The 23242-nt window shown below is 60.1% G+C and carries 14 protein-coding genes; 5 read left to right on the forward strand and 9 right to left on the reverse strand.

Going from position 1 to position 23242, the window contains the following annotated elements; genetic code table 11:
- Positions 1 to 3 precede the first annotated feature (3 nt).
- The 3 genes from KF712_19725 to KF712_19735 form a co-directional block, all read right to left on the reverse strand.
- Complete coding sequence (locus KF712_19725; GenBank protein MBX3743224.1) at positions 4 to 1602, reverse strand: hypothetical protein; 1599 nt, start codon at positions 1600 to 1602, stop codon at positions 4 to 6.
- Positions 1599 to 2438, reverse strand: a complete 840-nt coding sequence (locus tag KF712_19730) for a hypothetical protein (protein ID MBX3743225.1) — start codon at positions 2436 to 2438, stop codon at positions 1599 to 1601. The genes KF712_19725 and KF712_19730 overlap by 4 nt, the downstream gene beginning before the upstream one ends.
- A 700-nt stretch (positions 2439 to 3138) precedes the next feature.
- Entirely contained in the window at positions 3139 to 4317 is a 1179-nt protein-coding gene (locus KF712_19735; GenBank protein MBX3743226.1) for a site-specific integrase, read from the reverse strand.
- A 595-nt stretch (positions 4318 to 4912) separates the two neighbouring features.
- On the opposite strand from KF712_19735, the gene KF712_19740 reads away from it, so the two are divergent.
- Entirely contained in the window at positions 4913 to 5359 is a 447-nt protein-coding gene (locus KF712_19740) for a winged helix-turn-helix domain-containing protein (GenBank protein MBX3743227.1), read from the forward strand.
- 279 nt (positions 5360 to 5638) lie between these two features.
- On the opposite strand, the gene KF712_19745 is transcribed toward KF712_19740, so the two are convergent.
- On the reverse strand, positions 5639 to 6256 hold the full coding sequence (locus tag KF712_19745) for a PEP-CTERM sorting domain-containing protein (GenBank protein ID MBX3743228.1): 618 nt from the start codon (positions 6254 to 6256) through the stop codon (positions 5639 to 5641).
- Positions 6257 to 6931: 675 nt separating this feature from the next.
- Here KF712_19745 and KF712_19750 point away from each other — a divergent pair.
- Together KF712_19750 and KF712_19755 are read left to right on the forward strand one after the other, a co-directional pair.
- Positions 6932 to 8947 (forward strand): sensor histidine kinase, encoded by a 2016-nt coding sequence (locus KF712_19750; protein MBX3743229.1) that lies wholly within the window; start codon positions 6932 to 6934, stop codon positions 8945 to 8947.
- Complete coding sequence (locus KF712_19755; GenBank protein ID MBX3743230.1) at positions 8944 to 9570, forward strand: response regulator transcription factor; 627 nt, start codon at positions 8944 to 8946, stop codon at positions 9568 to 9570. Before KF712_19750 ends, KF712_19755 begins: the two co-directional genes overlap by 4 nt.
- A 44-nt stretch (positions 9571 to 9614) precedes the next feature.
- Here KF712_19755 and KF712_19760 read toward each other — a convergent pair whose 3' ends face one another.
- From KF712_19760 to KF712_19775, 4 genes are all read right to left on the reverse strand, one after another.
- On the reverse strand, positions 9615 to 10355 hold the full coding sequence (locus KF712_19760) for a PEP-CTERM sorting domain-containing protein (GenBank protein ID MBX3743231.1): 741 nt from the start codon (positions 10353 to 10355) through the stop codon (positions 9615 to 9617).
- 578 nt (positions 10356 to 10933) lie between these two features.
- Positions 10934 to 14215, reverse strand: coding sequence for a discoidin domain-containing protein (locus tag KF712_19765; protein MBX3743232.1), 3282 nt, complete (start codon positions 14213 to 14215; stop codon positions 10934 to 10936).
- A gap of 46 nt (positions 14216 to 14261) precedes the next feature.
- Positions 14262 to 15644: a sulfatase gene (locus tag KF712_19770; GenBank protein MBX3743233.1), complete on the reverse strand. Its 1383-nt coding sequence runs from the start codon at positions 15642 to 15644 to the stop codon at positions 14262 to 14264.
- Between the two features lie 196 nt (positions 15645 to 15840).
- Positions 15841 to 16932 carry a LacI family DNA-binding transcriptional regulator gene (locus KF712_19775; protein MBX3743234.1) on the reverse strand — a complete coding sequence of 364 codons (1092 nt, stop codon included), beginning with the start codon at positions 16930 to 16932 and terminating at the stop codon, positions 15841 to 15843.
- Positions 16933 to 17121: 189 nt separating this feature from the next.
- Here KF712_19775 and KF712_19780 point away from each other — a divergent pair, with 189 nt between their 5' ends.
- Both KF712_19780 and KF712_19785 read left to right on the forward strand, forming a co-directional pair.
- Positions 17122 to 19023: an exo-alpha-sialidase gene (locus tag KF712_19780; GenBank protein ID MBX3743235.1), complete on the forward strand. Its 1902-nt coding sequence runs from the start codon at positions 17122 to 17124 to the stop codon at positions 19021 to 19023.
- Between the two features lie 211 nt (positions 19024 to 19234).
- The gene (locus KF712_19785) at positions 19235 to 20473 is read left to right on the forward strand and encodes an autotransporter-associated beta strand repeat-containing protein (protein MBX3743236.1); all 1239 of its coding nucleotides are present in this window, start codon (positions 19235 to 19237) and stop codon (positions 20471 to 20473) included.
- 143 nt (positions 20474 to 20616) lie between these two features.
- On the opposite strand, the gene KF712_19790 is transcribed toward KF712_19785, so the two are convergent.
- Positions 20617 to 23112, reverse strand: coding sequence for a right-handed parallel beta-helix repeat-containing protein (locus KF712_19790; protein ID MBX3743237.1), 2496 nt, complete (start codon positions 23110 to 23112; stop codon positions 20617 to 20619).
- Positions 23113 to 23242: the final 130 nt, after the last annotated feature.

Genomic DNA, 23242 nt, shown 5'->3' on the forward strand with positions numbered 1-23242 from the left:
GAATCATTCGCGCCATTGTTCGACCTCCTCAATTTCATGAATAACCCGAAGAATTCCGGCGGGAGCAAAGAAGCCCTCGTCGACGGCCAGAATTCGATGGAAAGCAATCATATCTTGTGAGCAGTTCGCATTCGGAAAGGGAAGATGGAAAGTTCTACCCTTACCGGCTTTTTCCACGATCTCAGGCAATCTGGCGGAAAGACTCTCCAGAATTTTTTCCTCCGCCACCCTGTGCTCCTGTATACCATTCTGGATCGCCTGGCTGCGGGTTCTTGTTATCTCGCGCCATGCCGCCATCCACCACGGGATTCTGCTACTTGATCCTGATGATGGCTCCAGCTGTTCGATGTCCAAGTGACGTATCAGGATCTCAAAATGCTTCCTTTTCTGGGGCGCATGTACGACTGAAGTTGTAGGCTCAGCCCAGTTCCTGACACTGTTTTCCAGATGAATGAGATCAATTCCAGCTTTCCTGAGCCGGCCTAGGAGGCCCGCTCCAAAAAAAAGTTCGTCCAAGAGACGTTGCTTCCAGATGCGGCTGTATTCCCCTTCTTCGGCATATGTGGCCCCTCCAGAGGATTCCCGGGCTGGAACCTCGATGAGAAACATCCCGGCGGAGAGGCCATCGACAGCAGACCGGTGGGCAATGGATCCATCCTCCTCCCCTGCCGCGGCCGGATCGAAGCTCAGGACATCCGCCCGAGGTGGAAAGAGGATTCCGAGATCATGGTCGAGGGCAAGCAGGACAGAGCCGAGGTTCCTCCGCTCCTCTCCAGCTAGGGAGATCAGGCGGAGATCATCCTCATCGGAGCCGGAGCCGGCGGTGGAGATGTCGTCCGTCCGGATGAATTCCGTCCGCCATGATGCGCCTGAGACATGTCCCACTGGTCCGAAACCGGAGGCTGCCGCCGCTACTGGGTCATAGCCGAACTCCGGTTCATCGTGGCATCCATTCCACACGAACTGTATGAGCCTGCCGAAGCGCGGCGCTGTGAGAATGGCATCCGGAACGGCCCCCCATCCTTTTGCGCGCAGAGGGCCTACTTTGACCAGAGCCCCAAACACATCCGCCTCGCGATACTCCCGTAGCGTATGCAGGAAATGCCTAGTATCCTGTAGCGGGTCGCCACTCTCTCCATCAGGAAGCACGAAATCGCCCCTCGCTGAGCGGTGGCAATAGATCCGGAAATCCTCCTGTTCGGCGGCCAAGTCCGCGAGGATCTCCATCAGTTTCCGTCGGAGGGGATTTGGTGTGCCGACGAGGTCGCGGGCTTCTGCGAGCGCCGCATTGTAGGCCGTCCCAATCTGTGGCCCCCATCTTGTCTCCAGCCGCCCGCTTTTCCCGATGGTTTCGATCGCCGCCGGGATCGTCTCGTCGAATTCCGCAGGGGAGGTCAGCAGCTTCGAAAGGAGCCGCCGGAAAGCATCGGAAAGCTGTTTCCCTTCGTCGTCGCCCTCTTCCGCAAGAAGGACAGCCGTAAGCCGCAGGTTCCGCCTCAGGCCGCCGAACTTCAGAGAACTGATTTCGTGCCTTTCGATCCTCCGAGATCGATGATCCGCCAGATATCCGAAAAGCCGCGTGATGGAGCCTTCGCTGGTCATTGCTTCTGCAGGATGAAGGTGGAGATGCCGGGAACCGCCAGAGGCGGCAAACCGCTGGATTGTGTGTCCGGCTGATAACGTTCCCGGAGCGCCGTGAGCTTCAATCCGATCGCTTCCAGCCGGTCCCGATCCGAAGTCCTGTCAATTACGCCGATGACATCACTTTCCCTGAAGGAATCGAGGGCGTTCAGAAACGACGCGTCTCCGTCAGCGACCACCAGCTCGGCCTTCGCTCCCTGGTGGTCCAGTCTGTCATTCCGGATATTATGGAACGCCGTCCTCGATATCGTCGCATCCGACCAGCCCTTGATGGATAGCAGCTCCGCCACGGTGTAGGTTTCATCCCCATCGGAAAAATACGTGGTATCATAGATCCGCCGTGTTTCGCTTTCCCCCGCAGCGCGCCCGGCCAGAACCAATCCCGAATATGACTGTCTGAGATTTCCGGGAAGAATCCGAGCGCCTTCAACTAGGCCTTGGTATCCTGATTCCCGCAGACCGGATTCTTTGCCGGGAGATACGGCAGGGATCCCGCCGTCATGGTAGAGATTGACGATATGCTTTGCGTCTACTTCCCAAACGGCACATGGATTGGTCCTTTCAACTAGAACAAGAGCGTTGGTCGGAAGATCGGTTTCATCGGAAATTGCAAAGATAGGGGATCTCGGTTTCACCGATCGGATGATCCCGTTGTTCCTTACTTTCAGGCCGCAGCCCCGGATGGCCGGATTACAGTCGTCGAGCGTGCATCTCCTGCAGTTCTCGAGATATTCGCGGGCGTAACCGAAGATCAGCCTCTCGTGGACGAGGTTGTTGGTTGCCGCCTCCTTTCCCAATCCATGGATCATCGCCCCCAAAGCCACCAATCCCGCTCCGGGTGAAGGACATGGCATGGAGATGAGGGCGATGCGCCGTTTCGTGGATTCACATTGTTTCCAGAGATAGCCGAATCCCACGAGATGGCGCACCCATGGTGGAATGGGACACCAGTCGAAGGCATCCCCTTCGGAAAAATAGTCCACGCATCCGCTCATTCAATATTGAGGTTCAAATGGAAAATCGCGATTGAGTCGACCAAAGGTGATTGGGGCGAGGGGGAGGTCGAAAGCATCTGTGAATGTGCTGGTCAACCGGGCATTGGAGCATTTGTCCGAAAATTCTAGAAAGCCAGCAAGGACGATACAAGCTCCCAAAAATGCCGCCTCAGTTGCAAGTGTAGGATTCAGATTTGTAAAAAATCCTTGTTCGGTTCCTCTTGTGCTGAGTGGGTCAGGGGCTGAAGTTGTGCTCTAAAGGTTTGGTGTGTATCGCGCACAAAGACTCCGGGGGAGGACTCTGGAGCCCAAGCGAGACACCGGATGGAGGCTTAACGTCGTTCATTAGGGATCTCCTCTGAAGCCCTCTATCATTCTCTCGGCAGGGATGTTGGCGCGGGTTTCGCCTTCCGAGAAAGTTGAACTCTAGCAACGGAGCTATGCAAAATGAGCCGTTACTTCAGGTGGTTCACTGAAATTTGTCTCCATTTGGAGACGTTCGTCAGCCCAGTCCAGTTGTAATCGTTCCTTTGGTGCCCACGTAGTAGGCGGCAGTAGTCGCGATCGAACCATGACGAAGGAAGGTCTTTGCTTCAATCAGCCCGTGTTGGCTATTGACCAAGGTTCCAGCTTCCTTGCGAAGCTCATGGATCGGCTTGTGGACGCCGGCAAAGGGACGATCACCATTTTCCTCGTAGGCACGCAGCCAGGACACGGTGGCGTCGTGGCTGAGGCCGGCGCGGTATCTAGGTGTCCGGTTCGATGGGCTGGCCTTCAGAAACCATCCGCGCTGGGTGTGGTCGAGCATGACTGCGATAGTCTGTCTGGCTTCTTCTCCAACGAGCACCTGTCCCTCGGAGGCCCCGGTCTTCGGAGTGAATCCTTCGTGGAGGCGGACGTTGATTTTGCCCTCGTCCCTGGAAATATCCCTCGTCATCAGTCGGTCGATTTCGTTGTAGCGTAGGCCTGCCACGAGGGCCAGGTAGACGATTTTCCACTGCTCAAAACGAATAACCTCCTCTGGGTCCGCGGCATCAGAAGGTGGTGCTGAAAGCTCGGCGCGGGCCTTGGTCAGGAGAGCTACTGCGTTGAACCGGCTGACGTAAGTAGAGCTCGACTTGGCGGGCGGACGGATGCCTTGGAACGGTGGAGGAGAGAACGGAAGTGGTGGCGCGGATTCCAGTTCGAGGATCTGGTTTCCGAATAAGCCGCGAGCGTTTCTCAGGAGAGCGCGTACCGTGTTTTGCGCCCGGCGTTGTCGCACGGGATCTAGGAGGCGTGCCTTGGCCAGTCGCTGATCGATCCACTTCTGGATTGCAGGTTTTGTTAAAAGGTCCAGTCCCGTGCCAAGGATCCTAGCTTTGGTGCCAGCAGACCTGCGTCGCTTCAGGTCGAGCATCTCACCCACGATGGTCCTCAGCGACTCCGCGTATTTGGAGATGGTTTCTGGTCTTGTATGAGACGTGGAACTGACAAACTGGATCCACTCGCCCACTGTCACCTCCTGTGGTTGTAGAGGCAATTCCTGCTTCTCTGCCGGTTCGGTTGCATCCGCATCCACCTCAATAGGCGGCCACCCATTCGCCAGAACCTCGTTCCAGAGGCTGGCCGCCTCGCGCGAGGCCTCGTCCTTGATGGAAGATTTCAATTTGAGTTTCCGCCGGATGCCGTGGGCCTGCATGCGGACGAAGTAGTTGGACGACGTCCAACCGGGCTTCTTTTCCAAGAAGACCTTCTGCCCCCAGTAAGCGGCCGTGTTTTTCGACGCAGACCGTGGTCGATTTTTCGACGTGTTCGGAGGTGAATGGGGGGATGAGACGGGCATAAATCTTCGGCCATTCTTCGGCCACTTTTTCCGCCTCGGTGTGAAACCTTCTGAAGCTTCCTGCAATCACAAAAATTTGTAACACATTGGTAGTTAGTATTCATGGCGGTTCATGAGGATTCAGGAGGAATCAGAAAAAATTCATATTCATGAGATTCAGGTTCTAGTGGGGGCAACCCCGTGGAGGTTCGAGTCCTCTTTCGAGAACTTCTTTAAGTAGAACGAGTTAGGGAGCCATCAAGGCTCCCTTTTTCGTTTATGTGGCCTGACTATCGTTCGTTTATGCTACTTCTTATGCTAGCAGTTGCGCGAGGATTGTCTGACCAGACCAGCTCGTCACGGCTCTTCGTACCACTTCATTAATTCATGCGAATCAAAGTGACATTCCCTTTTGCTTGTATCGCGCATGCTCACCGGTCCTGTTGATCAAACCGAACTCCAGAAGCGCAGGATGAAAGCCGTCCGCCTCTTCGAAAAAGACATCGCACCCGCCGAGGTTGCACGACGTCTCGGTGTCCACCGCCAGTCCGTCGGCAGGTGGCGCAAGGAATGGCTCGCCGGAGGCAAGGACGCCTTGGCCAGCAAGGGTTCCCTCGGGGGCAAACGCGATCTCACCCCGGAACAGGAACAACAACTCGCCGCCATCATCGAGGCCGGAGCGATGTCCGCCGGATTCCCCAACGAGGCCTGGACCCTGCCGCGCCTGGCAGAGCTGGTGCGCGAACGCTTCGGAGTGGATCACCATCCTTCCCATTTGTCCCGGGTGCTGGCAGCCATGGGTTTCAGCTGCCAGCGTCCCACCCGCCGCGCCATCGAGCGTGATGAGGAGAAGATCCGGCATTGGAAACGCCACAAATGGCCCGCGCTCAAAAAAAAGCCCGGCGCGACGGGCGTGTGATCGTTTTCATCGACGAAACGGGCATCAGCACCCGTCCCCACCGGGTGCGAACCTGGGCTCCCCGTGGCAAGACCCCGGTCACTTTATTGCACATGAATCAATAGTGGCTTTTTTAGCCTGGCAGCCTGTTGAAATACCATCAGGACCGTCCCGACAGGCGGGCCTTTCGTGGTATTCCGGAAGGAAAAGTTATGGGCCGCGTTAGAAGCTGGCAGGCAATTTGCTCCTGCTTGTAACGCGGATCAGCCATGATTGATGGAGAAGCGCGCTGATGCCAGATCAGCATCGGCGGCGCTTGAGCATGAAGGCAGCGGCCGCACCGAATAACAAGACGGCAGACCCCGGCTCCGGAACGATGCTGATATCTATTGCCTGAATCACAGTGTGGAAGTTTCCGCTGCCTGTGGTACCGCTGATCAGGGCGATATTGAGAACCTCACTGGTGTCATCCGGATTATAATCGAAGGTCCAGCGGGTCAGAGGTTTCACTCCGGCGACAGCGGGTGTGGAAACAGTCGCGAGAGTCGTGCCAAGATCAGTGGAAAGGTTGAGGGTGCTTGAAGTCTCGAAAGAACTGCCCCAGAGATTGATGCGATAAGTTTGCCCGCCAGCCAACTGGGCCAGATTGGTGAGGGAAAGTGTCACTCCTTGGCTGGGGGTGAAGCTGGGTGCGAATACGCCCACCACCGTCGCGTTGGTAACGGCACCGTAGCTAAGTGTGTTCGGTGGGTTCGATACCGTGTAGGGGTCCGTATTGGTTGTTCCACGGACATTGCCACTGCCAGCGGCATTGCTGATGTTGCTGATGGTCCCGATGCCTCCGGATTTGGTGGCGGTGGGAGCGATGGAGGTGACTTCGGTGCCCGATCTTGGATCCCAGACCGCGTAGTTGATCACAGACGAAGGGATCACACCTCCCGCCACCGGTTGGGTATATGTCGGCGTGGAGAGCGTAGCCGCAGGGAGGATGGAAGAGGACGCCACCGCCAGAAGGAAAGCGGCGGCTGCAGCTTGCGGGGGAGGAAATCCGGCGAAGGAAAGGAGAGGAAGGATTTTGGGAGAAGTTATCATGGTATATTGTTTATCTGATGGATGATTGATTTGAATCGAACTCTCATGCGTTGGGGGAGAAACGCGATGCCGGGGAGGTGTGGCGGGCAGCCGGGCGCGGCTTCGGCCCTCTATTTATCCGAAGGAGGAATTTCATTTTCGTTTCGAGGAGTTGCTTGATGAACGAGGTGCTGGGTTTTCACTCCGGGGAATGAAACCCAAGCTTTGGCCCATGAGGGGCGGGTTTGACAGAAGTTTCGACCTATACTCTTGGATAGGTTCCATTCTGCGGCAGGCTTGCCATCATCATAATCCGTTCAATGCGAACGATCAGTGCCGGTTTTGAAATCGGCCTTCACCAGGCATGCGTCCGAATATCCGGGAAATCCGGCTGTGCAAGAAAGGCGGGAGATTGTTGGATCCTTTTTCAAAATGATGCGCGGATACACCTGTTGCCGGTTGATTTGGGTTCACTTTCTGTTGATGGGGGCAGCCGCATCGGCAGACGCCCGGATTACCAGCGTGAAGGAAGTCAGATCACTGACCAAAGAGCAGGCGGAACAGAGACTGCCCGTGGCACTGAAAGGCGTCATTACCGTGGTGTTCAAGGGTAGGGCCGCCGGATTCATTCTCAACGATGGGACCAGCGCGGTGTTCGTCAGTCGCTACGAGATGGAGAACGACAACCCTTCACTCGACGAGCCGATCAGAGCGAAAGACATCGTTGAAGTGAAAGGCGTCACGATCACCGGCGGCTTTTCGCGCGACGTGGTGGCCAGCTCCATCCGGCGTGTTGGCGTAGGGAAACTTCCTGAGGCACTTCCCGTCCGGATGGACGATCTGTTGGGAGGTGAACTTGATTGCCAGATGGTCAAAGTGACGGGAGTGATCCAAAGCATCGAGAGGAGGGAAAAATTTCCGGGACAGTGGTTCATCCTGCGGATGAAAGGCGAACGCCGTCTCGCCGTCATGATCATCAATGAGGGTCAGGATGCAGGGAGATTCATCGACGCCGAAGTGGAAATAACAGGCGTCAACACTTCATTTTTCAATGAGAGGGCCGAATTGATCGGTGTGAGTGTCCAGGCGCAGGACCTCTCCGCCATTCACATCCTGCGACCTTCCGTAGCCGGACATCTGACCCCGTTGGTCTCCTTGAAAGATCTGATGGAGCCGCTTGAAAAGCACGGAACCTTCGGGAGAATCAGAACCATGGGAAACGTCTCGTTCATCAGCCCGGACGGATTTTTTTACATCCAGGATGACGACCGCGCCGTGAAGGTCACCACCCGGCACCCGAATCACGTCAGCCTGGGTGACCGTGTCGAAGTGATCGGTTATTCCGAAGTGGAACGTTATTTCGCCGAACTGACCGGAGCGGAGATCATCGGAAAGGCTTCTGGCACGGTTCCCGGAGCCCTCCACGTCACCCATACCGACGTGATCAAAAATTGGCGGCCCGGATACAGCAGGAGAAGTTTCGACGGAAAGCGTGTCCGGATGGAGGCGCGGCTTGAGAAAATCGCCATCCAGAGCACGGACACCGCCACGCTTTATCTGAGCCATGAAGGCAACCTGATTTCGGCGGCCTTGATGAATGGCGGGGACCTCCCGGGCAAGATCCGGCCAGGTGCCGTGCTCTCGCTCGAAGGGATCTGCGTTGTTGAATTGAACAAGGCTTGGCCCGCGGACAACTGGATCTACCCGACGGGCTTCAGTCTTCTCGTGCAATCCCCCGCCGATATCAACGTGCTGAAGGTTCCCGCCTGGTGGACACCCGAACGGATCTGGACCGCTTTCGGAATCGCAGCCACACTTGGATCCGTGGCGACGGTATGGGTGATGCTGCTGCGGCAACAGGTTGCCAATCAGACCAAGCTGATCCGCAAGCAGACGATGAACGAAGCGGTGGCGCAGGAAAGGAAACGGATGGCCCGCGAGTTCCATGACACCCTCGAGCAGGAGCTCGCCGGGTTGTCCATCCAGTTGGATTCCGCTGCGGATGCCGTCCCGGCCTCCGCCACATTCGCCCTGAGCGCTCTGGAAGAGGCCCACACCATGTTGCGCTACACGCGGACGGAGACGCGGCGGTCGATATGGGATCTGCGCGCGACAGCCCTTCAGAAAAAGGGCCTTTTCGGGGCGATCGAGTGGAGCGCGAGCCAGATGCGGGAATCCGGCACGCCCAAGATCCATCTGAAGTGCTCCGGCGAGGTGAGGGAAATCGGGCCCCGGCTGGAAACCCACCTCCTCAGGATCAGCACGGAGTGCCTCGCCAACGCGGTGAAACACTCGGGCGGATCATCGGTCGAACTGGAACTTTCCTATTCGCCGGATCATCTGGAACTCACCATCCTTGATGACGGACAGGGATTCACGGTCCCTGCGGGAAATGAAATCATGGCCGGGCATTTCGGACTGCGTGGAATCCGTGAAAGGGCAAAACAGATCGGGGCGGAACTCACGATCTCCAGTTCGCCCGGAAATGGGACGAAGATAACGGTCATGGTCACTTTCTCCAACCTGCAGGAATCATGAACACCCCCATTTCGCTGATACTGGTGGATGACCATTTCCTCGTCAGGGCCGGCCTCATCGGTTCCCTTTCCAGGGAGCCGTCCGTGGATGTGGTCGCGGAATGCGACTCGGGGGAAGAGGCTGTCGAAGCATTCCGGAAGCTGCGGCCGGATGTGGTTCTGATGGATTACCGCCTGGGAGGCATGAACGGCTTCCAGGCCACGCGCGCGATTCTCACGGAGTTTCCCGAAGCGAAGATCATCGCCCTGACAAACTTTGATGGTGAGGATGACATCCACCGCGCCATCCAGGCGGGGGTGAGAGGATATCTTTCGAAGTCCGTGCGGCGGAAGGAATTGCTCGCCGCCATCCATCAGATCGCCTCCGGAGAGTCCTACTATCCAGATGAGATCCGGGCGAAAATGGAGCAACGGTTGACGCGCAGTGATCTTTCGTCACAGGAGCTGAAGGTGCTCGCACGCATCGCGGGCGGACGGTCCAACAAGGAGATCGCGGATGATCTCAGCCTCTCTGAAGCGACCGTGAAATTCCACGTCGGCAGCATCCTCAAGAAGCTGGAGGTCGCCGACCGCACCCAGGCCATCCTGCTGGCCTTCCACCGTGGGATCATCCATCTGGAATGACCCAGCGGCTGGCAGGCTGTTGAAGTGGGCGGGCCATCCTTCCCTCAACGGCGCCTGCGGGCGAACAGGGCACCCAGGCCGAGTCCCAGCATCAGCGTGGAGCCTGGTTCAGGGATCGTTCCTTGCAGGATCACGTTGTCGATGCGGTAAACGATGCCCGGGTTGGTGTCCACATCCGTCCGGCTTGCGGAATCGTCGGCAAAATAGAAGCGGAACGTGACAGCTTCCGTAATGTTGCCGAAGCTGCCGGTGAGGTCGATGGGCGTGGCAGCGCCCAGCGTGTTGGATGAATTGGGCAGGTCATTCACGTGGATGGTGTTCACATACCCATCCAGGCTCGAGCGTACGAAAATCCTGCCGCTGAAGGTACCGGAGCGGGAAAAGTCGTAGCTGAGTGAACTGAGGGAAAGCGTGGTGCCGGGATCCGGGGTGATCGTGAACCCGTAGTAGTCGTTGGCGGTGACCGCGCCGCCTTCATCCGTGCGACTGGTGGCGTCAGTCCCACCGACACGGACGACGAGATGGCGGGTGTTCGTGGAATCTGTCACACCGGTTGTGGAGGTGGCGGTGATCGCGCCTGCCGGATCCAGCATTCCCCGGAGCCCCACGCCGCCGGTGAAAGTGGTCAGACCGTAGCCGCTGCCGGTGACGATGCTGGCTGCGGAAATGGTTGAGGCGGCTCCGCCTGTGGTGGTCTGGAAGTCATAGTTCGCCAGCACCGCCGCGTGGGCGAGTGGCGCGAAAAAGGTGAGGCCAGCGGTCAGGGCGGTGGAAGCGAGCTTCATGGGAATAGTCGGCAGGTTGGGTGATGTTGTGATGAATCCGGGCGATGTTCGGTTACCTCCGGCACCGCCCGCTTGGAAAGATCCATTCATTCATGGAAGGATCAACTGATACGTTGCCGTAATCCTCAAAATTACGGCGGCATCGCTTTCGCGGACGTTAGGAGACCCCAGGGGGAATACCAGCCGCAAGCGTGGATTTTTCGTTGATCGTGCGTGTTGCCTCATTGAAGCGGGCACCGAAATAAATTCCGGATTGGCAGGAGGTGGTCCCGTTGCCTCATAATTGGAGACACCATGGCGCAAGCCATGGGCATGAGCGAAAAGACCACCGAGGAATACACCAGGAAAATGCGGGCGAGGTATGCGCGGCTGCGCGATCCGACTCGCTCATCTTCATGCCTTGGGTGTTGATCCGGATGAATGTCTCCCGGACATCTGCCAGCTCCTTGGTGTCCAAGATGACGAATGGGAGCTTGTAGGCGAGGATCCGCTGCCGGCAGTCCGCGAGCTTGCGCAACTTGTAGGCTGGCAACTCCTTGAAGCAGCGCTTCCAATCCGGACGATGGGTGGGGAGGCCCTCAGGGATCGGAAAGTTTTTCGACCACTGAGAGCCATTGGATCCTGCCCGGGGGGAAGTGGAACTCGACGGGCTGGCCTGCATCTCCGGATGAGATGGTGAATATGGCGGTGGCGGGCAGGGTGTCTTTTCCGGCCGGGAGAGGAACATCAATGAGAGTCCGTCCGGAGGCGGTTGCGGTGAGGGTTGCGTCCGCCTTGAAATTCGTTCCCTTGAAGCGGACCTCATGGGTGCCCGCCCCGACCCGGACCTTGAAGACGGCGGGTTGGTGGAGATGGATGTCATCCTTTTCCAGAAGGGAACGGATCCAGTGGGCGGAGTTGTTCTTTCCCGCAACGACCGCGGCGAATCCATGGCCGGCCAGTCCGTCGTAGAGGTCCTCCTTGAGGACGGTGGTGAACGGCCGGACGCCGCCGAGTTTCATGGTGCCTGCAAATTCGCGGGAACCGAAGTCGAAGAGATGGGCGGTGGCTTTGGATAGGCGGGCCAGCCGTTCCTTGCGATCCGTCTCGCGGGTTCCGGCCTGGTTCACGAGCGTTGCAAGAGGGCCGGGATCACCAAAGGAGCTGATGTACACGGGGAAGTCTCCGAGAGGGAAATTCCGCGTGACTTCCTCTTCGGAGACCGCCCCGAAGGCTCTGGTGACCTTGCAGCGGCCCAGATCGATGCCCAGAGTGGCCCCTCCTCCGGGAGCCCAGGCCGTGAGCACGTCACCGCCGGGGCGCTTCCAGAGATACATCCAGACTTTGGGATCCGCTGCGGGGAGGCGGGGCACACGGGTGTCCGTGACCCCGTGGAGCTGGCGGATGAGGGTGGCGATGGTGAAGTAGGAGGCCCGCAGGGAGCCGTCGTCACGCATGAGTCCGGCTCCGGCGTGATGCGCGGGAGTGGAGCCGGTTTCCCGGTAGATGAAGACTTTCTCGATGCCATTGGCGAAAGACAACATCGCGCCCCGCGGCAGCTTCGCGGCCTGATGTCTTTCGGTCCTGCCGATGGGGCCCCCGACATCGTGGCCGGTTTCGGTGACCCAGATCGGCATGCCGGGCTTGAGCTGGTCGCGCCAGTCCGCCAGGTCGATGAGATCTTTTTCGAGCGTCTGGATCTCTCCGGGGGAAACGCCCTCACGGAAAGCGTTGGGATCTTTGGTGGCGTGCTCGGGGTCGTCCTTCCCCGCGTAGAAGTGGACGTTCAGGACGTCCGTGAAATCGAGGGGGCTTTTGCCATCCGGATAACGGAAGGTCCGCATGGTGTCGATCCATTCCATGGAAAGTCCGGCCCAGCCCCCATTGGTCACCCGTATGGTGGGGTCAGCCTGTTTCGCGGCCTCCGCGCCGGCGCGGAACAGCGGATAATACCGGTCGAGCGGAGCGGCGAAGAAACCCCAGCCGGGATCGCTGAGATTCGGTTCGTTCCACAATTCATAGGTATGGATGCGGCCGAGCGCGGTGAGCTTGTCCGGGGTGAGCAGTTTATCCGCCGGAGCTGCTTCGGAAGCATAGCGGGCGACGGCTTGGTGGATCGCCCGGGCATAGTCCGCCGTATCCTTGGGAGGGTAGGCCCTGCGGTTTTTCTGGATTCCGGCGGGTGCTTCCACCGCCCATTCCGGAGTCTCGAAGATGTAGGGGAGGATGGACATCCCGGCCTCCTGGTAGCGCCGGAAATAATCATCCATGGGTACTTTCCACGGAGCCACGGAACCATCGAAGCGGAAATCCCCGGGAGCGGGATTGAAGAAACGCCATTTCAGATTCTCGAACCTGACCCAGCCGAAGCCGGCGCGGGCGAGCGGAGGGATGAAGGCGGGATTGGAGACATTGATGCCGAAGCGGGATTCGGGGCTGGGGGAGACCGGCTCCGGTGGCATGACAAAATAGTCGGCGGCGGCCGTCTTCCGCATGTCCCCGTCTTCGGCGAGGATGCCGGCGTAGTAGGCGTCCGGCCCCAGCGGGGGACTGGCAGGAGGGTGGATGATCCGGAAGTCCCGTGGCGGTATCTCCACCATCACGGTGTCCGCGGTGACCGGCTTTCCCACGGTCGGAATGGCGATCTCCTCGTCGCCGGTGCCGTCATGGACGGACAGTGACGAGAAAGAACGGAAGAAGGGTGACAGCGGTTGCCCTTCGTTGTGATGCCGGAGACGGATGTAGCGGGCGGGGAAAGGCTCCCGGACATCGACGTCCCTGCGGCCCCACTCCTTGTGGATGTCCAGATTCTGGAGTTCCTTCACGGGGGTCCAGGAGGAGCCGTCGGCGGAGGCGTGGACGTCCAGTTTGTTGAGCCAGTTCGCGTCCGCGGGGATCCAGGAGAGTGAGGTGACGGTGCGCACGGTGCCCAGATCGACGATGTTGAAAATCTCCGTGGGCGCTTCCTTGGATGCGGGAGGCTGGAAATGGGAATCGTCATCTCCATCCGTGAGCGTGTTGTCGTCCACCCGTTGTCCGGTGATCTCGAACCAACTCGGCCTGCCCCGGGCGTGGTCGCTGCCACGGACCGGATGGGGCAGCGCGGGCGTGAGGTATTGCGGGTTTGTCTGGAGGGAGGTGGAGACACGGAGGGTGCGCGCCTTGTCCGAGAAGTTGTGGATCAGGACGCCCCCGTGAAAGGGATGGCCCGCCTCTCCCCATGGTGGTGCAAGCGGTGAAAGGCTGATGGGTTCCCGCGGGGTGTCGATGCGGGCGAGCGCGGCAAGGCCGTCCACACCGAGCATGGTGGGTCCTTTGGCGGGGGCGATCCAGACAATGCTGATGTTCTTCAGTGGGAACTCGGCTTTTCCGCTTTTCCCCTCCTGCTTGTAGGCTTGCCGGATGCCGGAGCCCGCCAGGTCCAGCTCCACCCACTTCCACCCTTCCCAGTCCGCTTTCACCCATGCCACGAGGGCCTCACCTTCGGCGTCGGTCACCTGGAAGCCCGCTTCGCTGACATTCGCCCCGGCCATGTGGTGCATCCATGCGCCGAGGGTGGAAATTTCTCCCGCCGGTTCTCTTACGATGGTGAAATCCCCTTTGGCTCCCTCCGTGTCCGCATGGCCGGAAAGCCGGAGTGTGTGCATGCCGCACTTCGGAGGCACATCCGTCAGGGGACGGGCTTCCGGAGAGGAAAGTCTGAAGCCTCCTTTCTGCAGAACCGAGTCACTTTCCAGAGGGGAAAGAAGAAGCCGCTGGAGGGAGGGATCCGCTGTGGCGATCCGGCTGCCCGCAGGGATGGGGCTTTCTCCCCTTGCCACCGTGATGAGGAGGAGAATCGGGAAAAAGCGGAGCTTGGGGAAAGAGCGGCGGAAGAACATGATATGGGTCGGGCGGGTTGGAAAGGGATGGAGTGGACCCTGCTGGTCAGTGCAGTTGGGGGGCTCCCGGGACGAGGCCGTTGCGGTGGGTGTCCACGGCTTTCCGGATATTCCCGAGGACGTCGGGATGATCGGCGGCCACGTTGCGGTTCTCACCGGGATCGCGGCCCAGATGGAAGAGGAGCGGTGGATCATGGATGACGGGTTTGTCGGAACCATAACCACTGCGGGTTTTGAAATGGGCTTTCCATTCCCCGATCCGGCAGGCGAAGATCTGATCCCCCCGGTAGTAGAAGAACGGCCGTTCCGGAAGGGGTTTGGACTCGGAGAGAAGCTGCGAAATATCCCTCCCGTCGAGGGCTTGCCCTCCGTCGGCGGGCGTCCCGGAGAGGGCGAGCGCGGTGGGGAAAAGATCAAGTGTGCTGGCTTGCAGGGAAGTGACGGAAGGACGGATCCTGCCTGGCATCCAGGCGATGCCGGGGACCCGCATCCCCCCTTCCCACGTGCTGCCTTTTCCTTCCTTGAGCGGCCCCGGACTGCCCCCTTGGTCCCCTTTGGTCAGCCACGGGCCATTGTCGCTGGTGAAAAAGACGAGGGTGTTCTCCGCGAGGTTCTTCTCCCGGAGGACATCCAGGATGCGGCCCACGCTCCAGTCCATTTCCTCCACCGCGTCGCCATAGATGCCGGCCCTGCTTCTGCCCTTGAACTCCCGGGAGGCGAACATCGGGACATGGGGGAAACTGTGGGCGAGATAGATGAAAAAGGGGCGGGAACCCGCGTCTGCGATGAAACGGACCGCTTCTTCCGTATAGCGGCGGGTGAGCGTGGTCTGGACCGCCGGTTTCTCCACAACCTCCCCATTCCGCAGGAGGGGCACCCGCCAGCCGTCCTCCGGCGGAGCGGCGGATCCCGAAGCATCGCGAGGCAGATCCGGGCGGCCGTCCATGTCGTTCGAATAAGGAAGGCCGAAGCTGTGGTCGAAACCATGATCGCCGGGGCGGGAACCTTCATGGATGCCGAGGTGCCATTTGCCGATCTGTGCGGTGGCGTAACCCCGTTTCCGCAGCGCGGTGGCCAGGGTGGTCTCGGTCTGCGGCAGGCCTCCTTTCGAATCAGGGAAGAGGACACGCCTTGTTCCCTCCATCCCGCACATGCCGCTGCGGATGGCATATCTTCCGGTGAGGAGCGCCGCCCGGCTGGGGGTGCAGACTTCGGAAGCGGAGTAGAAATCGGTGAACCTCATGCCTTCCGCGGCCATCCGGTCAAGATGAGGGGTGCGGATGGAAGGCGAACCAAAGCAACCGAGGTCGCCGTAACCCATGTCATCCGCGAGGATGATCACCACGTTGGGGGGAGGTGCGGCGGATGCCTGCAAAGCGGGAAAGCAGAGCGCGGCAAGAACAATGAGGGCATGGCATCCCGGGGTCATCCAATCCGTTACATGACCACGCGCGGCGTTCTATCGTTGGGATGGTCGATATGCCGGCCGTTGAACACGCCCGGATCCAGTTCGAGCGGACTGCGGGGGAATGCGTCCGCAGCCTCCATGATCTGGTTGAAATGAGTGTCGATCCAGCCTGATGGAGGTAGGGCCTATGAGGGAGGTTGGTGGTGGTCTTCCGCGGCTATTTCCGGCGTCGTCGATCCTTTCCGTCCAAGTTTCCGTCCGGCCCTTGACGGGGCGGGGCCGGTGCCTTGAGGGTGGAGTCCCCTTCGTGCCAGATACCTTCTGTCAGCAGACTCCAGGGTTGGTCGGGTATGCCTGATTCCCGGTTATGGATCATGCCGACCAGGGCATTGACCGCCACCGCGCCGATCAGTGACGGATTTTCATCGATGCCACTCAGATGCCGGGAGTCGGAGGTGACCGACGGCGCGGCGAGCCCGATGTCCGACGGCACGGCGAGGTTCTCGGCCTGGAGCCAGGCTTTGACCTCGTCGTGCCAGACGGGTGAGATGACCACGCAGTCGGGCTTCTGTTTGCGGAGCCACTTCCGGAACACGGGGAGGCAGAAATCATCGGCGAGAAGGGGTTCGAGGATAGGACCGCCGGTCTCGCGCTGGCTGATGAGGTAGCCGCCCAAATAGTTCTGGTCCACGCGCTCGTTGTTCGCGGATGGCATGGCCAGTCCGATGCGGCGGTAGCCGGTCTGGTGGAGGCGGTGCACCAGTTGCTTCATGTTCCGGGACTGGTGGTTCATGACCACGTTGAGCCGCGGCTCGCGCAGGGAATAGCCCAGGGTGATGCAGGGGAAATGTTTCCACCCCAGTTCCATGGTCCCGGATGCCACAGAGAGGGGCGCGGCGATGATGCCCTTCACGCCACGCGCGAGTAGGATCTGCGTGGCACGCGCGGGGCGGAGGCCGGGTTCATCCAGCCAGAAGTTCTCCAGTTGGTAGCCCAGCTCCTCCGCGCGGCGGGCGGCTCCGTTGAAGTAGCTCTCCGCGTGGATCATCTCCCGCCAGCCGTCGGCGGTGGGGAAGCGGGTGATCCAGGCGAGCGTGCCCTGGTAGCGGCGCTCCGTGTTGCGCAGGCGGTAGGCATTGAGGGCTGCCAGCGCCGGGTCCGGCCGGTAGTTGTGCTTTTCCGCCAGCTTCCGGATGCGCTCCCGCGTGGCGGCGGAGATGGAGGTGTGTCCGCGCAGCGCCAGCGAAACCGTCATCGGTGACACTCCGGCGATGCGGGCGAGATCACGTTGGGAGAGGGGTTTGTCCATGCTTGACTGACGGCCTGAATGATAAAGAAGTTTCGAATTATACAGAAAAAGTCAATAGGGGCTGTGAGCGGATGGAATCCGGAGGAGAATGGCCCCACATAGGAGAAACCATGGATGGAAGGGCGCCGATTTCCATGGCGATACCTTCGGAAATGGATGGCTCCGGCCGGACTTACAAAGCAATTTCATATGGAACGAATCATTGGAAAATGGAGCATCCCCGCTGGTAAGTGTGTCCTTCTGGGCGGTGCCCTGTTGGGCATGGGTGCGGCGGCGGAGGGGCAACCCTCCGGAACGGAGGCCGCGGGGATCATCACGCGGTGGTGCTTTGAAAGGGACGGCGGGCCGCTGGAGGACACCGCGCCCTCCGGGACGGTGAAGGATGTCATCGAAGAGGTCCGCGGTGTTACGTTCGGAGAGGGGCTTGCGAATTTCGAACCGGACGGCTTCCTGAAGATAAAGCCGGGAAAGGAAACGGATCTCCGGTCATCCGGCACCATCTGGTTCAGGTTCAGGCTGCCCGTCGATGAGGGGAAAGATGAGACTGGAGGCGTGCGGGTGTTCTTTGAGAATGACTCCCTCCAACTGTCGCTCGTCCCGGGGGGAACCTCGAAGGACGGGCCGAAGTGGGGCATCGGAGCCGCAGGGAAGGATGCCGGGACCGAACTGGAACCGAAAGCCCGCCCGCTCATTCCTTCCGGAGTCTGGGTCCAGATCGCGCTGACGGTGGAGGGGGACGGTCCCTCCGAAAGGAAAGGGAAGCTCTACCACCGCGCGGAACTGACGGGCAAGGAGGTGAACCAGTGGGTCCACGCCGGATCGTTCACCTTCACGGAGAAGCCGGCCTCAGGGATCTATCTGAAGAACGGGCAGGCGTCCGCTCCGCTGCTGGTGGATGAGATCAAGTTCATCGACCGGTGCCTGGACATCGCCGCGCTCGAAGGGCAGTGGCCTTCCATGAACCACTTCGAGTCCATCGAAGCGAAACCTCCCGGGGTGGTCATCAACCACAGCGCCGCGAAGACAGGGCGTTTCATCGCCGGTTCGCCTTCGATCGTGATCCTGGCGGATGGTTCCTACATCGCGAAGGGGGATGACTACGGACCCGCCGTCGGTAAGACCGAGCTGGTGAGGATCCACCGCTCGACGGACAGGGGCGCGACGTGGAGGCAGATCAGCGAGATCGAAGGCCTCACCTGGGCCAGCCTGTTTCTCCATCGTGGCGCGCTCTACATGATGGGCACCAGTGCCGGGCACGGCCTGGGCCATGTCGTGATCGTGAAATCGACGGACGGCGGGCTGACGTGGACAAAACCTGCCGACCAGGACAACGGCCTGATTTTCCCGGACCTCTCCTATCACACCGCGCCGGTCCCGGTGGTCGTCCATGGCGGGCGGATCTGGCGCACCATGGAGGATGAGAAGGGCCCCGGAAAATGGGGCATGAACTTCAGGGCGTTCCTGATGAGTGCGGCGGAGGATGCGGATCTGCTGAAAGCGTCCAGTTGGACGATGTCCGACACGCTGGGATATGATCCCACGCGGCTGGGCGGGAATTTCAAAGGCTGGCTGGAAGGCAACACGGTCATCAGCCCCGATGGAACCCCCGTCAACGTCCTGCGGGTGAGCTTGTCTTCGGGAGGGGCCACGGCGGCCCTGGTCCACTATGACGCGGAGGGCAGAACCAGCCGTTTCGATGCCGCGAAGGACTTCGTGAAGTTCCCCGGCGGCAGCACCAAGTTCCACATCCTGTTCGATCCGGAGACCAAGCTGTACTGGGCCTTGTCCAATGCGGTTCCGCAAAAGCATGACAGCACCGCATACGGTCAGGCCCTGATCAGGAACACGCTGGTCCTGATGACCTCCAGGGATCTGCGTTCATGGGATATCAGGAAGACCGTGTTGTACCATCCGGATATCTCGAAGCATGGCTTCCAATATCCGGTGTTCCAGTTCGATGGGGAGGATATGATCTTCGTCTCCAGGACGGCATATGACGACGGCATGGGCGGAGCCTTCCGCCAGCATGACACGAACTATTTCACCTTCCACAGGATCCCGGAATTCCGGAAGCTGGCTCCATCCAGGTGAGCGGCGGGAGGTGTTGGTGTTCCATTTTACGGAGGACTCCGGACGGGGCGGGCGGTCATGGGACCAGCACGGAATCATCTGTGATGATGGATGGAATATAGGCGTTTTCAGGTAACTTTACAGAAAAAGTACAATTCCGTTTGGGCGCTGGATGGGTGGTGTCTATTGCATGGTTGTTCCAAAACCTCCGACCCAACAAGAAGCCGAAAACATGAAACCCGTCATCTTCTTCACTGGCATCATCCTGATCTCCCTCGCCCCGGTATCGCGTGCGGCTGACTTCACCTGGAGCGGTCTGGGGGGCACCGCCGAATTCGGCAACGGAAACAACTGGGTGGGAGGCTCCGCCCCCAGCCATACCGCCGAGCACAACTACGTCTTCACCGGTTCCAGCAATACCACGGTGATGCTGAGCAGCACCACCAACGGCCCGATCATCCTGAACCTGACGTTCGACCAGAATGCCGGATCGTTCGATCTCAAGCCCACCGCCTTCAGCTTGTCGGGCAACCGGTTCCGGCTGAAGTCGGACGCCGCTGTCGCAATCATCCAGAACTCGCCGAATGACCAGAGGATTTCAGCGACACTCAGCCAGTCGGGGAACACGGGCAACGCGCCTGTTGCGATCACGGGAACAGGGACCGGCAGCCTCACCCTGGACTCCCTCCGGTTCGGCGCGAGTGGAACCCAGACCAACGTCCTGAACATCGACCGGAACGTGAACATCGGCACCATCACCCGCGTCACATCAGATGCTCCTGACGCCTCCCTGGTGTTCAATGTCGCCTCGGGCGCCACGGCTGCGGTGACCGGGACCATGGCCGGAACCACGACCGATACGGCGACGGCCTTCACCTTGGTGAAGTCCGGCGCGGGCAAGCTGGTTCTCTCAGGCCAGAATCTCAGTACAGGGGCGGTCAATGTCACGGGAGGTACCCTGCTGGTCAACGGCTACAAGTCGAACGGAAGCGGGGCGCTGGCGGTCAGCTCGAGCACGACCCTCGGAGGTACCGGCACCGTCGGCGGAGCCACCACCATCTACGGAAACCTCAAGGCGGGCGACGGCGGCGTGGGCCTGCTGACGTTCGAGAACACGCTGGCCCTGAACGCCGGTTCCAACTCCATCTTCCATATCAACGGCCTCACGCGCGGCACCGGACATGATGCCATCAACGTGCAGGGGGAAGTCGCCTTCGGTGGCACCCTGACCCTGAACTTCGGCTTCGCCGCCCAGGTGGACCAGGAATTCGATCTGTTTGATTTCAACAATGCGATCGGGGATTTCGATTCCGTCAGTTTCGTCAACGGTGGTTATGAAGGCACGTTCGATGTGACGACGGGCGTTCTCAGGCTGACAGCCGTTCCTGAGCCGGGCGCGACCGCATTGCTGGCCGTGGTCGGAACCTTGTCGTTGGCCCGCAGGAGCCGGAGGCAGGGCTTCACAAAATAGAGTGACGGATCACGTTGCCCGCGGGTCTGGCAGGGACCGCATAGCGGCTGTGCCGCAATGCGGTCTCTGCCATGCGCTCCGGAAGATCACGTCTCCGGCAATCCGACACTCCATTTCACGGAGATCAATCAACGGCGAAAGCCTCACTTCAGGATCGGCACCACCGTCATCCGTTCCGGTGCACCTTCCACAAGCGGAGCCCATACCAGAACCGGCACGGAAACAGGGGCTGTCCTGGGAAGGATCGCCAGCCGGACCTCCGGATTGGTGGGCTTGCCGGGATGGAGTCCTCCCAGGGCGAAGCGCCCGTTGATTTCCGGTTCCGACGCATCCGCTTTTTCATGGTCGCCGAATCCGAACCTGACCGGCATGCCGCCCGGAAGGTGGTGTTTCGTCGTGCCGAGCGCCTCCGCGCTTCCAGCTTCGAAGAAATGAATTTCGCCGGGGCTGTCGGCGCGGATGGCGGCCAGTTGCCGGGTCCCATTGGCTCCCTGCGCGGCTCCGCCAGCGGAGAGCAGCTTCCATGGGGCGGCAGGTCCGGTCGTGGCATAGGCGTCCGAGTGGCCGACCTTGAAAAGGAGGATCGGGCCTGCGGATTCCGACAGCGCCGCGATCTCATCTCCATCGGCGGGGTTGCCGTTGAATTCCCCCGTGGCGACCGTTGACAGAGCCGTGTCACCCGCCTCGATGGTCCGGCTCCAGCTTTTGTCGGAGGGCTTGATGAGAGTGATCCGGGAGGAACCCTCCAGGATCACGGCGAGTTCCGCATATCCGTCCGGGTGGTTCGTGAAGTGGCCCGTAGCCAGGGCCTTCACGGGCATCCTGTTGTCGCCCATGAGAACGGCTGCGGGTTCCGCGATGCCTTTCCGGAAAACATAAACCGGGTAGCATCCGTTCTCATCCGGCTCCGATGAGACGGCGGCCACTTCATGGTTTCCGTTCACCAGGCGGGCGCCGGTATCCTTCAGGAAATTTCCCGCCGCGATCCTGCTCCAACGCTTCCTGCTGCGGCCGCACCGTTCGAACTCCGCCCCGTTCTGGTCATAGAGGATGATCGAGTAGTAGTCCTGCCTGCCGACCCTGCTGCCCGGCCGGTCGAAGATCACCGCGAAGTCACCCGCCGGCCGCGCGGCCGCGAATTTTCCGACGGCGATGTCGATGGGTTTGTTGGTGAAGCCCAGATTTCCGGCCTGTCCGGGACGGGTCGGGAAGAGGTTGTAGTCCGGGGTGCCGCCATCCTGCGGGAGGCCTGCGATCTGATCCGCGACGACCAGGGTGGCGGCTCCGGGATCCCGGAACTTCGGTCGCCCCTCCGGTGAGATCACGTGATAGAACTTCGCCTGCGGCTTGATGCCGGAACCCAGCTCCAGGCCCGGCTCATTGTGGTTGGAGACATACTTGACGTAGTCCGGGTATTGCCCGGGGTCCGACCAGATGGCCACCTCGTCGTTCTCCTGGTTGGTGATCCGGTTGTGCTGGAGCGTGCGGAAGGCGTTGACGAGGGCGATGGGGGTTCTGACATTTTCGAACCGGTTGGCATCGACCGCGTTGAATCCCGTGCGGAGGAGGACGCCGATCACGCAGTTGTCGAACGTGTTTCCCCGGATCGTGTTGTAGTCCACGTAGCACCGCCCCTCCATCGCCAGGTTGGCCAGGGTTCCGGAGGCCCTCCTGCCCATCCGGATTCCGGCGTCGATCGCCTGATGGTAGCCCTGGAATGTGTTTTCCGAGATCAGGTTCCAGGATGCGGAAGGTTCGCGGATGTCGCCCTTCTCGCCCTGGTTGCGGTAAAGGGTGATCGCGGAATGGTAGTCCCGTGGTGGTGAGGTCGGCGCGAGGAACCGGTTGTTGCGGATGTCGTAGTTGTAGCAGGAATCCAGGGTGATCGCACTCCATGACCGGACGCCGCGCATGCCGTTGTCCCGGAAAGTGTTGTTCTCGATCAACCAGCCGTTGGATTCCTGGTCCGCGTAGATGCCCATCATGATGCTTTCGGTGACATGGCAGTTGCGGATCACCCCGCGGGGGCCGTTGGTGTAGAAGGCGCAGACATTGAGACTGGCGGTGATGTTCTCCAGATGGACGAGGGGATTCTCCTGCGTGTAGGCGGTGTCAACCGCGCGCCAGAATCCCATGAGGGTGATGTTGCGGAGGATGGAGGGGGATGCCGCCGTGCCCTTCTGCCGGAACTTGAAGCCGTGGACCCGGTCCACCAGTTGCTCGCCCTTGTAGTCGTTGGTGTACCAGTCCCGGATGGTCATTGCCTTGGCCGCATCGGTCCTCACGTCGAGGGTCACGTTGTTGCCATCAATGATCCACGGTCCGGCACCGACGATGGGGAAGATCGCGGAGGCTTTGCCGTGGATTTCGCCAAAACGTGCGGTGCTGAAGACCCATGGTGTATCCCGCGGTGCGAAGGTGGCGGGGCGGTCGATCTCGAAAGGTTCGACGATGTGGCCGTCCTTGTACCACGCCGCCCATTTTTCCTGATCCCAGGGATCGAACAGGGCGTCCTTCTCCCTGAGGACCTCCGAGATCGGCCTGGCCCCGGAACCTGGAGTGAAGGCGATGGCGGTGGCCAGCGGCAGAAGGCGGATGAGACTTGTGCGGCAAGTCGGGAACGGAAAGCGGAACCCCATGATCCGCGAGTCTGGAGGTGCCGGTCCGGCACCGCGAAGTGGTTCCCTGCTATCTCTGTAAAGCGGGCCCCCCGCCACTCCAGCGGCGGTTGCGGGAGGGGTGGATCATTTTACAGAAAAAGCACAAAAA

The organism is Akkermansiaceae bacterium (genome assembly GCA_019634595.1).
GTDB lineage: Bacteria > Verrucomicrobiota > Verrucomicrobiia > Verrucomicrobiales > Akkermansiaceae > Luteolibacter.